Annotated in this window: 10 protein-coding genes; all 10 read right to left on the reverse strand. The window is 57.5% G+C overall.

Features of this window, described 5'->3' with window-relative positions; translation table 11 throughout:
- Window positions 1-22: 22 nt before the first annotated feature.
- Window positions 23-2,839: a DEAD/DEAH box helicase gene (locus tag D9V82_RS07005; protein ID WP_121911703.1), complete on the reverse strand. Its 2,817-nt coding sequence runs from the start codon at window positions 2,837-2,839 to the stop codon at window positions 23-25.
- Window positions 2,840-2,860: 21 nt separating this feature from the next.
- Window positions 2,861-3,985: a twin-arginine translocase subunit TatC gene (gene tatC / locus D9V82_RS07010; RefSeq protein ID WP_183122437.1), complete on the reverse strand. Its 1,125-nt coding sequence runs from the start codon at window positions 3,983-3,985 to the stop codon at window positions 2,861-2,863.
- 123 nt (window positions 3,986-4,108) lie between these two features.
- Window positions 4,109-4,378, reverse strand: coding sequence for a Sec-independent protein translocase subunit TatA (tatA, locus tag D9V82_RS07015; protein WP_121911704.1), 270 nt, complete (start codon window positions 4,376-4,378; stop codon window positions 4,109-4,111).
- Between the two features lie 113 nt (window positions 4,379-4,491).
- Window positions 4,492-5,445, reverse strand: coding sequence for a helix-turn-helix transcriptional regulator (locus D9V82_RS07020; RefSeq protein ID WP_121911705.1), 954 nt, complete (start codon window positions 5,443-5,445; stop codon window positions 4,492-4,494).
- A gap of 4 nt (window positions 5,446-5,449) precedes the next feature.
- On the reverse strand, window positions 5,450-6,436 hold the full coding sequence (locus D9V82_RS07025) for a helix-turn-helix transcriptional regulator (protein ID WP_121911706.1): 987 nt from the start codon (window positions 6,434-6,436) through the stop codon (window positions 5,450-5,452).
- Window positions 6,437-6,471: 35 nt separating this feature from the next.
- Window positions 6,472-7,851 carry a Pup--protein ligase gene (gene pafA / locus D9V82_RS07030; protein ID WP_121911737.1) on the reverse strand — a complete coding sequence of 460 codons (1,380 nt, stop codon included), beginning with the start codon at window positions 7,849-7,851 and terminating at the stop codon, window positions 6,472-6,474.
- Window positions 7,852-7,889: 38 nt separating this feature from the next.
- The gene (locus D9V82_RS07035; protein ID WP_121911707.1) at window positions 7,890-8,081 is read right to left on the reverse strand and encodes a ubiquitin-like protein Pup; all 192 of its coding nucleotides are present in this window, start codon (window positions 8,079-8,081) and stop codon (window positions 7,890-7,892) included.
- A gap of 31 nt (window positions 8,082-8,112) precedes the next feature.
- Complete coding sequence (gene dop / locus D9V82_RS07040; protein ID WP_121911708.1) at window positions 8,113-9,657, reverse strand: depupylase/deamidase Dop; 1,545 nt, start codon at window positions 9,655-9,657, stop codon at window positions 8,113-8,115.
- A complete protein-coding gene (arc, locus tag D9V82_RS07045) occupies window positions 9,642-11,240 on the reverse strand; it encodes a proteasome ATPase (RefSeq protein ID WP_121911709.1) in 1,599 nt (532 codons plus the stop codon). The genes dop and arc overlap by 16 nt, the downstream gene beginning before the upstream one ends.
- A 109-nt stretch (window positions 11,241-11,349) precedes the next feature.
- A complete protein-coding gene (locus D9V82_RS07050) occupies window positions 11,350-12,186 on the reverse strand; it encodes a tRNA (adenine-N1)-methyltransferase (protein WP_121911710.1) in 837 nt (278 codons plus the stop codon).
- Window positions 12,187-12,192 lie beyond the last annotated feature (6 nt).

Raw genomic sequence — 12,192 nt, forward strand, 5'->3', positions numbered from 1 at the left:
CTACCCAGGAGGACTGACTAGACTAAGCACCGGTCGCCACGACTCCGCGCTGGATGGCATCGATTGCACGGCGCGCATTGCGCTGGATCTGGTCGTCATAGCCAGTCTTAGCAATTTGCTGCAGGAGGTCCACAACCTGGCGGCACCACCGCACGAAGTCACCTGGGGTCAGCTCAGCGCCCGCCTCATTGGCCGCCGCCATGCAATAGCCCAGGGGTGCACCCGCCGACCACTGGTGAATAGCCAGCGAAAAACCCGCTTCCGGCTCACGCGTTGGAGGTAGACGGTGTCGTCGTTCATCCGCGCTGAGCTCGGTATAGATGCGCCACGTCGCATTCATAGCATCGGCCATTCGGTCCGTTGCTGCTTCCGGCTGGCCCCCAGTGGCCTTCCTATTTTCAAAACAACACAGAGACGCAACACCTGCCAATTCCGCGGGATCCAGCTCATCCCAAATGCCTCGCTTTAGACATTGAGAAACAAGCAAATCGGATTCGCTATGAATTTTCGCTAGGCGCTCACCTTCCTCAGTGATGAGCGGTATGCGATCGTTGCCAGCACCAGAAAACTCAACATAGTCCATCTCTGCTAGCAGATCCACAATGCGCTCAAAGGTGCGGCCCAAAGTATCGGTCGCCTTATTCACCTTGGCTCGCAGCTTTTCGAGGTCGCGCTCGCGACGCGCCAACTTCTGCGCCACGCCGGCCAACTGCTCCCTATCGGTGGCCGGCCAGTCGTGTGCAGGATGCTCGCGAATGGCATCGCGCAATTCGCCTACCCGCCTATTTGGCCGCACGCGCGGTGTCGACTTCATCCGCTGCGGGCGGTCAAACTTCTCGCGCTGAAGAACATCCTGGATGTACTTGGTATTGCGCCGCGGATTCTTTCGCACAGGCTTTGGGATCTTTATACGGCCCAGTTGAATTGGTGGATTGCTAATGCCGGTGGCATCGATGCGCCCTGACCATCCAGACTCCGTGGTCACCCACGGGCGTGGATCCGCGGTCTGGTTGGCCGGAGTGACCACCGCAGCAAGAGTCGGCCGCTTCTTTCCAGCAATTGCAATGACATCCCCCAACTGCAGGCGCGCTAGCACCGCGATTACTTCTTGAGTGCGTTGGTGTTCCTTATCAATCTTTGATTGCTTCTCTTCCGCCGTTAGCTCGCGGCGCAGCCGAATATAATCCATGAGAACCTCGCCAGGATCCTCGCCGTCCCGAGTAGGTGGAGCGAGGGCATCCACGGCACTATCAAGCTGCTTGCGCAACTCACGCACCCGATGCTCCGCGCGCTCTAATTCACGGTTTTCTTCCACCACGGAACCATCGGCTTGAAACTGTGCGAAGGACTTTTCTAGTAGCCGCAGCGAGTCCTCAAAACCAAGCATGCCCAGCAGATTGATGGCCATGTTATAGCCGGGCGCAAACGTAGAAATCAGCGGATACGTGCGCGTCGACGCCAGACCAGCGACCGAACGCGGATCCATAGCCGGCGCCCACTGCACGACCGCATTGCCCAGGTGGTCGATTCCACGCCGGCCGGCACGCCCGGTCAGCTGCGTGTATTGGCCCGGTGTTAGGTCCACGTGGGCTTCGCCATTGAACTTAATCAACTTCTCAAGCACTACCGTGCGAGCGGGCATATTAATGCCCAGGGCAAGGGTCTCGGTAGCGAATACGGCGCGTACCAAACCACGAACGAAGAGGTCTTCTACGATGTGGCGAAACGCCGGCAACATCCCGGCGTGATGGGCGGCAAAACCGCGGGAGAGCGCTTCGCGCCACCGCCGGAAATCCAAGACCTCCAAGTCTTCCTCCGGGATGCCCTTCACGCCAGCATCGACGAGGTCTTTAATTTGTTTCGCTTCTTCCTGCGTCGTGAGCACCATTTTGCTACGCAGGCACTGATAGAGCGCGCCATCGCACCCGGACCGGGAAAAGATGAAGGTAATCGCGGGCAGCATATCCTGCGCTTGCAGCACCTTCAGCATCTCTGGGCGCCCTATGGGACGGTAGCGGTCCTGCGGCCGGGAAGCACCGGAACGCCCGCCTGCTTTTCCCTGAAATTCGCTGCGCACACCGCCCTTTTGGTGCGCCCTGGCACGAAAACCCTTGCCGGATTTATAGTCCGCGCGCCCATCATCGCTATCACCTGCCTCCAGCCGGTGAATTCGGCGCTCTAACTCGGAATTGACCTGTCCACCGGATTCCGGTTCAAAGAGCGGGTAAATCCTGCGGCCCAACATCATCCATTGGTCGAGCGGGATCGGTCGGTGTTCGGTCACGATAACGGAGGTATCGCCGCGGACCGTAGCGAGCCATTCACCGAATTCCTCGGAATTAGATACGGTGGCGGACAATCCAATGACGGATACGTGGTCCGCCAAATTCAGGATGACTTCTTCCCAGACCGCGCCGCGGGCGGCATCTGCAAGGAAGTGGATTTCATCCATGACCACGTGGGTAAGCCTGTCCAGCGCAGGAGAATCCGCGTAGATCATATTTCGCAGCACCTCAGTGGTCATCACCACGATTTCGGCATCGGCGTTAATGGAAACATCGCCAGTTAGCAGACCGACAGCATCCTCGCCATGCTTAGCAACGAGGTCGTGGTATTTCTGGTTGCTCAGTGCCTTAATAGGGGTAGTATAAAAACACTTCGTGCCGCGGCTTAAGGCCAAAGAAACGGCGAACTCGCCAACGACGGTTTTACCCGCACCAGTAGGGGCGCAAACGAGCACCCCTTGGCCATTTTCTACCGCCTCACACCCCTGTAACTGGAACTCATCCAAGGGGTATGGAAAGCCGGCGGCGAAGGTATCCAGGTGAGTTTCAGTCATATCTCACCAGGCTACCCGTGCTTAAAGCACATCGTCGAAAAAGCCGCCTCGATCAGTAAGCCGCTGCGGCTCCTTGCGATGGTCAACCTGCTGGGAGGCCCTGTCCGGAGCCGGATTTCCCGCCCGGACGGGCTGCGGTGGCGAGCTTGGTGTAGCGGACTTGGGCGAGGCATTAATGCTTGATGAGCTTATGCCCGACGGAGCATCGACAGGCTTGGGCCCACCCACGCCGGATGGGCCTTCGTCCAGTGCGGACGCCGATTCATCATCAAGATCCATCCAATCAGGGCGCTGCCGTTCTTGGCGTTTATCATGCATGCGGCAGAACTGAAAGGCGATCTCGATAAACAGCAAGAGGCAGACGGATAAGACCAGCATGCTGAACGGTTCTTGGCCTGGCGTCACCAAAGCAGCGAAGATCATCACCAAGACGATAATGATGCGGCGCTTATCCTTAACATGGTGATATTCCAAGACTCCGATGAGGTTGAGTGAGACGACCAATAATGGAACCTCGAAGCTGATGCCGAAAATGAGCAGCATCGCTAAAAGATAATAAAAATATCGCTCACCAGTTAAGGCCGCGGTTTGATACTCAGCGCCAGTACTGATGAGGAATTCAAGGCCCACGGACAAGATAAAGTAGGCCAAGATGGCGCCCGTCAAGAAAAGGGAGACAGCAACAGCGACGAAACTTAAAGTATAACGGCGCTCATTCTTATGCAGTCCTGGGACGATGAATGCCCACACCTGGTAGAGCCAGACAGGAGAAGAAATTACCGTACCGGCCAATGCACCGACCTTCAGGCGCAAAATGAGCATCTCGAAGGGGCTGGTAGCAAGCAAACGGCATTCGCCATCGGCGTTAAAATTGGCCCGCTTATCTTCCGGTAATGAGCAATAAGGCTCGCGCAGAATTTCTCCCAGCGGTGGAATCCGGAAGGGCGCCTGTTGGTACCAAATGAAACCGATGATCGCACCGATGACCAAGGCTAACAAGGAGATAATGATCCTTCGCCGCAGCTCTTGGAGGTGCTGCACTAAGGTCATCTCGCCCGTTGGGTTCTTGGGCTTGCGGGAAAAACCTATCCGCTTGCGGCGCACGCGGGAACTTTGTTCACCGGCAGGGTGGGACTGTGAGGGCATCAATATGGCTCTTTCAACGCACGAGAGCGAACACTTCCCTGCCAACTCGTTTCCTCAGGCCGCACTGCAGCACGGATCACGAGTTCACCAGCAGGGTGTTTTCACGTTTGTAACTAGCGGGCATTAATTCTGAGAGGTAGAGTTTCCTTGCTGGTGGCCAGGCTGCATATCCGGGCGGTTCCAGAACTCCTCATCGGACTGCTGGCGCTTCTGGCTCAATTGAGCTTGCGCCTCCGAGCGCTTGGTGTCCTCGGTCTGCATTTCATTTACCTCAGATTTGAAAATGCGCATCGAGCGGCCCATGGAACGAGCCAGATCGGGCAATTTCTTCGCGCCAAATAGCAAGATGATGACGAGAACAATAAGGCTAATTTCCAATGGTCCTAAGGTCATAAGATTCTCTTTCGGTTCTTCGTTGCTTGCGTCAGATGGGCGCCTCGCTCCTTTCTTACGCGGAAAAACTCGCGGGGCACTTCTAAGACGCATGTGCGTGCGGTAACTGGGATTTAAGTATAGCCCTTCAACGCAGCATTTCCCCGTTCCGCAATGAGATTAACAATAGATTCCGGGGCGATGACGCGTAACCTATCGGCGTTACCAAGAGCGAAGCGTACGATCCAATCCACCGAACCTACCTGCATCTTTGCAGCTATTGTGCCGTTTTCTAGGCGTTTGCCTAGTTGCATGTCGTAGTATTCTGCCAACCAGGTGAATTCTTCATGAACGATTAATTCCACGGAATCCGCAGTACCTAAATTAAAGGGTGCTGCAGCATCGAAATCCAGCTCTTTGAGGTGCGGGTGGGCGCTTTCCTCGGTCACCTCGGCATGTTTAATGCGGTCGATGCGAAAGGTCCTGTGCCCCTGTTTTTCTTCTTCCCACGCCGCGAGATATGGCTCGGCATCCACGATGAAGATCCGGGCGGGATCAACTAGTCGCTCGGTTTCCTTATTAGATGAGGCACTCCAATAGCGCATCCGGATGCGCCGTTTTTCATTGAGCCCGCGGTTCAAGATCGCCTGGATATCAGATTCGTGCGGGTCCACCGTAGACAACGTGTCATAAATGCTGAGAGTGCGCTTATCCATGATGGAGCGCAACTTTGCTGCAGCACACTTTATCGCCCGCGCATCCAGCAAGCCGGGCATAGATTCGAGGGATTCGAGGGTGAGCAGGAGTGCGCCCGCCTCGGTGGGGGTCAGCCGCAAGGCCTGTCCCAAGCCTTGGTCATTGTAGATGGTGACGCCGTCGCGGTAGCTGAAAGAGAGATCGATGAGATCCTCGGTATTGCGGCCGGTCCCTGAGCAAAACAGCCGGTCCACGGCATCCTTCAGTTCTCCTGGGTCCATGCCCAAATCCGCGGCCGCCTCCATCGGGGTTTTATCCGGATGGTTTTGGAAGTACGGAATAAGGTTGAGCGACCGGACGAGCGCTTGCAGTTTGTGAGATCCATCGGCCATTGGTTTACCAAGCTCCGTTCTGGTCGGCGGCTGCGCGCAAAAGGTTAATAATGTCAGCGCGCACCTCGGGGGGATCGAGTACTTCTACTTCGGGGGCATAGCCTGCGGCGGTGCGCACCAACCAATCCTTCCGGACTCCAGTAAGTATTACGGTGCCGGCAGCGGTGCGCTTTCCCGCACTTTCGAGCTCTTGAGCTTGACCTTGTGGAATATCCAGGGTTGCGTCCACCTTTTCGCCGCGTTGTAGCGTCTCCTTGACGAGTTTGTCGATGTCCACCGTCGGTTCACTATGCTCGGCAGGCTGCTGTGACCTTTTGATATCGGAGAGCCGCAGGGCGCGGAAGACGCGCGGGGCGGCACGGTCAACATCGAAGCCAACTATATAAATGCGGCTTTGGTGGTTTACTACGCCCCAGGGATCCATGGTCCGGCGCACGGTCTCTGCCGCTGGGTGGGGGCGGTAGGCAAAGGTAATGCGTATTTTATTTCGCACGGCGGCTAGGACAGAGGTGATCACCTCGGGCGCAAGGCGGGTGATGTCATTGACCGCTGTATAAACGGGCGCGCCCTCCAGGTTCCGGGAAGCACCCGAGGCGGCGATCTTGGTCCAGCCGGACAGGGAGAAATCGCTCAATCCACCAGGGGTTCCTACTCCCCCAGCGATGCCAAGCACCATCGCTTCTTCTGGTGAAAATTCCACCGGTGGGAGTTGGTAGTTGCTCTGGTCAAGGCGGTACGAGGCGCCGGAGTCCCCACCGGTGTGCACTATGGGAACTCCGGCGCGCTGCAGGGTGGCGATATCGCGGGCAAGGGCCTTGGTAAAAGCCTCGTCGGATTTATCGCCATAGCCTGCGACGTGACTGCGGATCCAAGCCGCGGAGCGGTCTGGTGAGCCACCCGAATTAGCCGCCCCTTGCAGGGCAAAGGATAGGTTTGTGAGCCGTTCTACCGCCGCATTTTGCCGGTTTGGTGTGGATCGTGATGCCACCACGTTGTCTACTCTCCCCAGTACTTAAGGTGCACGCGCTAAGCGTGATGATCGTGCATGTAGTCTAGCAATGCGGTAACGCGTGAATCTGTGAATGCAAAGGGATCGAGCAATTCCTCAGTGCGCGGTTCTGGTCGGTTGATTTTCAGCCGCGTCCAATCCACGGTCACGTGCGCGCCGCATTCTTCGGCTGCAGTCAGGAACTTGCCACGCAAGGCCGCACGCGTGGTCGGTGGCGGGGTCGATACCGCACGCTCGATGTCTTCGTCTTCGATCCAGCGCTCGATCATCCCGCGACGCAGCAGCACGTCGTACAATCCTCGCCCGGGCCGGATATCGTGATAGGTCATATCAACCTGCGTGAGCTTCGGATGTGACCAATCATCGCCTAAGCGCGAGCGATAGCGCTCAAGCAGCTCGAGCTTGATAACCCAATCAATCTCGCGGTTCACGCCGGAAAAGTTTCCTGTTTCGATGGCGCGTAGGATGCGTTCCCACAAGTCAACAACGCGCTCTAATTCCGCCGTGGGCGTGCCGGCGTCTTCGCGATGGGCGAGCCATTCACGCGCCCGCGCGCACAGCTGTTGCTGGACCTCCAGGGCAGTTATGGTTCCCCCGCTGGCAAGCGGCAGCGGCGTAGAGCCGGTCACATCGCGTGCGATGGAGCGAATGTGGTGGATTGGATCTGTAATCTGGAGTTCGGGCAGCTGGAAATCGGCCTCCAGCATCTCCAGCATGAGCAGGGTGGAGCCGACCTTCATAGCGACGGAAGGCTCTGCCATATTGGAATCGCCCACAATAATGTGCATGCGGCGGAAGCGCTTTGAATCCCCATGCGGTTCATCGCGGGTATTGATGACCGGTCGAGAACGGGTGGTCGCAGAAGATACGCCCTCCCATACCTGGTCAGCGCGCTGAGATAAGAGGAACTGTGCGGGGTGATCGCCTTTGGCTGGCTGCACCATTCCCGCCCCGCAGATAAGTTGCCGGGTAATTAAGAAGGGCAGGAGCGCTACGCCCAGATCTTTGAGTACTATATCGCGGCTGATGAGATAATTCTCGTGGCAGCCGAAAGAATGCCCGGCAGAATCCACGTTGTTTTTAAAAAGGTAAACTGCGCAGGCGTTTCCTTCGTGCGCCAATGCCTCTTCCGCCTGCAGGGCAAGGCCGTTCATTACGCGATCACCGGCGCATTCATAGGCGATAAGCTGGCTGAGGCTATCGCACTCGGCGGTAGCTACCTCAGGGTGTGAGCCGACATCTAGGTATAGGCGGCTAGCATTGGTGGCAAAGATATTGGATGAGGAGTACTTTTCTACGATCGGCCGAAAGAGTACGCGCGCAACCTCATCCGGGCTTAATGCCCGCTGGCTCTTCGGCGTCGCCGTGGATAGGCCATACTCGGTTTCGATGCCCATGATCCGCCGGGCAAAAACGGGCCGGGTGGATTCCACGCTTACTGTCCGCCCTTTTGGACGTAGGAGCGGACGAATTCCTCCGCGTTATTTTCTAGCAGGCCATCGATCTCATCCAGGAGGTCGTCGGTGCCGGAGGTGTTGATACTGAGCTGGGTGACGGTAAATTCTTTCTCTGACTCAGGGCCATTTTCCCCGTTATTGCTAGTGACCTGGCGATTCGAAGTAGACACGGTGTCATCCTTTCATCATATTAGGCGATCATTACTTACGATACTCCGGCTGGATACCGGAGGCAGCAAGCCCTTCGAGCAGCTCCTCTACGCTGCTGGCACCTTCGATGATGTTTTCGCAGTCCGCGCGGGTGAGCCCGCGGGCATCATCCATGGCCACGGTGGCCCAGACGCCGTTGCGGGAGTGTCCACTCGTGTCGTGAAGCCGCAGGGTGAGGCTTTGCCAGCTGGCGGCGATAATATCTTCGCCAAATTTTTGCGTTATGCGCCCGCGGAAATACGCCCGGCTATCGCCGGGCGGTTCGGCCGCGGCGCGGCGGAGTTCATCGGCAGTAAAGAGCTGGCGCATCTGGCCCTTGCGCACTAGCGCATGGTGCAGCGACTTCTCCGGATCGATTTCCGCATATTGCAAGTCGATGAGGCGCAGCTTGGGATCATCCGCGGCGATGCCGCGGTCAAGGTAGCTCCTGATTAACCGGTACTTTGCCACCCAATCCAGGAGGTGGGAGGCTTTTAGGGGGTCATCGGCAAGCAGCTCTACTGCCTCGTCCCAGGCTGCCAGCACTTTGTGGTCAGCGTCTGTCTCCGGCCGCAGGCGGCAGCGGTATTCGTTAAGCAGTTCGAGGGCGGTGAGCGTGCGGCCATCGGCAAGCGTGAGCCGATGGCGCAATTCAAGGTCGCGACTGACCAAGGACACCTCCGCGACGGCATCGGCAAGGCGCAGGTCGCTAAAGTCCGTGTCGGCCTCAATGGCATCGAGCACCAGCGAAGTCATGCCCAATTTCAGCAGCGTCGAGGTCTGCGACATATTCGCATCGCCGATAATGACATGCAGGCGGCCGAAATCATCGTGGATGGCATGGGGCTCGTCGCGGGTATTGATAATGCCGCGGTTGAGCGTGGTTTCCAGGGATATTTCCTGCTCGATATAATCAGCACGTTGGGAAATCTGGAATTCCGTTTCTTCCCCAAACTCCCCGCAACCCATGCGCCCTGCACCGATGACAACCTGCCGGGCCACGAAGAAAGGGATCAGAGCCTGGGCCATGACCGAAAAATCGGTGGTGCGGGCGTATTGATAATTTTCATGTGAACCGTAGCTTGCGCCCTTGCCATCGACGTTGTTCTTGTATAACCGCAGCGGTGGGCACGGTTGGCGGTCAGTGAGGATGGATTTTCCCTGTGCCGTCAGCTCCGCCACGGCATCCCTGGCCTGCAGCAGTATGAAATCGCCGGCGGCATCATAGAGCGTTGCGTCCCAAGCATTTGTACATTCCGGAGCTGAGTACTCGGGATGGGCGTGGTCCACATAGAACCGCGCCCCGCTCGAGGTGACAACATTGGCCACCCCCACCGCGTTGGGGTCTACGACGGGAACCGTATCGTAGCGCTTGAGATCGAAACCGCGGGAATCTCGCAAGGGGTGTTCTTCTGCAAAATCCCAGCGCGAACGCGCACCCGTATACAGGGCGGCATAAGCAACTACAGCATGGGTTGAGGTAATAATTGGGGAATGTTCCGGCGAACCCGGCGTAGAAATACCGTATTCCGTTTCCGTTCCTAGCACGCGGGCCACGTACAGCTCCTTCCGCTTAAAAGTTCTACACTAATAACACGCGAACCGCAGTGATCCGCGGAAACAATCTTGCTCCATTCCTCAGGGTTAGTTGAGGTTGGCATGTACTCCGATTCTTCCTGCTCGGCGGCGATGGCAGCGCGTAGATGCTGCTTGCCGATGCCCCCTTTAACTCCCCCATTGCCTTCCTCAGCATCAGATGCCGCCGAGGCGACGTGCTTCGCACCGTAGCGCGATAAAGCCTCCTTGATGGCCAGCTTCTTAGCCCGGGCCAAGATATTGGCAATCATCGCGCCCGAGACGAAATCGCGATAGTGCAAGACCTGGCGCTGCCCATTGCTAAAGTGCAGCTGCGCAAATGGTCTATCGCTATACAGCTCGTCTACCGCATCGCCGATAAGCTCGTCAATATCACCCACATGTGGAATGGACGGATCGAAGTGGCGGGCGAAAATATCCCGCGCGCCGTCCTTGGTGGGGCGATTGATGCGCACCTTCATATCCAGCCGACCAGGGCGCATAATCGCCGGGTCAATGAGTTCTTCCCGGTTGGTAGCGCCAATGATGACCACATTGCTCAACCCCTCCACGCCGTCGAGCTCCGTGAGCAACTGGGGAACGACGGTGGTTTCCATATCGGATGAGACCCCGGATCCGCGGGTGCGGAAAATGGATTCCATCTCATCAAAGAAGATGACCACGGGGCGATCCGCACTGGCTTGGGCAAGCTCACGGGCGCGCTCAAAAATCAACCGGATGCGGCGTTCAGTCTCGCCAACGTACTTGTTCAGCAGCTCGGGGCCCTTGACATTGAGGAAATAGCTGCAGCCGTCTGCCCCCATCTGGGTAGACAAAGAGTTCGCCACGGCCTTGGCTATGAGCGTTTTTCCGCAGCCGGGCGGGCCATAAAGCAATACCCCCTTTGGCGGTTGCAGGCCGTACTGGCGGTACAGCTCCGGGTGGATAAAGGGCAGCTCGACGGAATCGCGAATCTGCGATATCTGCTCGTCCAGACCGCCAATGTCCTCGTAGCGCACATCGGGTACGTCTTCTAACGAAAGCTGGGATACCTCTGCTTGATCCACCTTTTCCACGGCCACAGAAGCCTTGGTATCTAACAGCACCACCTCACCCGCGCGCACGCTTTCTTGCAGCACCTGCGCGAGGAGGATGACGCGGTTATCCCCTGCGGAATTAGCCACCACGGCGCGGCGCTGGTCCAAGCGCTCAACCACGGTGGCAAGCTCACCGGTGCTCGTGGGGGCGCAGCCTTCGACGACTACGAAGCCATCTCCCAACCGCACCTGTTGGCCCACCTGCAGGCTTCCCGGCTCCACGTTAGGAGAGACTTTGAGCTGCATTAGGCGCCCATTGGTATAGACCTCCGCAGTGGTGCCCACCTCGCTTTGATGAGGCGAGTAGGCCAAGAAGACGCCATAGGTGGAGGCAGGCTCTGCAAGTGCATTGACCTCAGCGAATAGCTGCTCGAGCTCGGCGCGCGATTTCTTTAATAACTCCACCAGCTTTTGATTGCGCGCAGCAAGCTGGCTGAGTTGCCGCTTAGTGTCCGTGGCTTCATCCATGCACACCACTTTAACGCGCGAAAAGGTATGGGCGAGGCCACTTGAGCACTAAATTACACCCGTGTGCTTAAATACGGCGCACCCACGCTCTGCGCACGGTTAGCGCGCGCTATTTACGGGCGCGGCGCTGGGGGCGCGGCGGAGTGACGCCATCAGCAAGCCGCCTAGTCCAAATAAGAAATGCGGTGTGCGCATTCATGCGGTGTTCCGGGCGGGTGGCCAAGCCTTCTACCTTCCACTCACGAAGCAGGGACTCCCACGCCTTCGGCTCGGTAAAACACTGCAGCTCGCGAATACCCTCCATAACCTTCATCAGCTGCGGGACCGTTGCCACATAGGTCATGAACACCCCGCCGGGGATCAGCAGATCGCGAACGGTCTCCAGGTGCTCCCAGGGCTCAAGCATGTCCAAGATGATACGGTCGACGGGACCGCCGAGATCCTCTACGGTGACATCACCAAGATCTCCTAAGCGCGGCGACCACCATTCAGGGCGACTGCCGAAGTAGTCCTCGACGTTATCTACCGCGTACTCCAGGTGATCCTCGCGGATTTCATACGAATAGACGTGACCTGCGGGTCCCACGGCGCGCAACAAGGACATGGACAAGGCTCCAGAGCCGGCGCCGGCTTCGAGCACGCGAGCGCCCATAAAGATATCGCCTTCCACCAAAATTTGCGCGGCGTCCTTAGGGTAAATAACGGCGGCACCGCGCGGCATGGATAAGACGTGATCCACCAGGAGGTGGCGGAAAAGCAAGAAGGATGAGCCCAAAGTAGACTCGATCACTGAGCCTTCATCCATTCCCACAATGTCATCGTGGTTGATTATGCCTTTATGGGAATGGAACTGGCCTCCTTCTTTCAAAATGACCGTGTAGTGGCGCCGTTTGGCGTCCGTAAGCTGCACGCGGTCGCCATAAGAAAAGGGGCCGGAATAAGCCATGCCGCA

This window comes from Corynebacterium macginleyi (assembly GCF_003688935.1).
GTDB lineage: Bacteria > Actinomycetota > Actinomycetes > Mycobacteriales > Mycobacteriaceae > Corynebacterium > Corynebacterium macginleyi.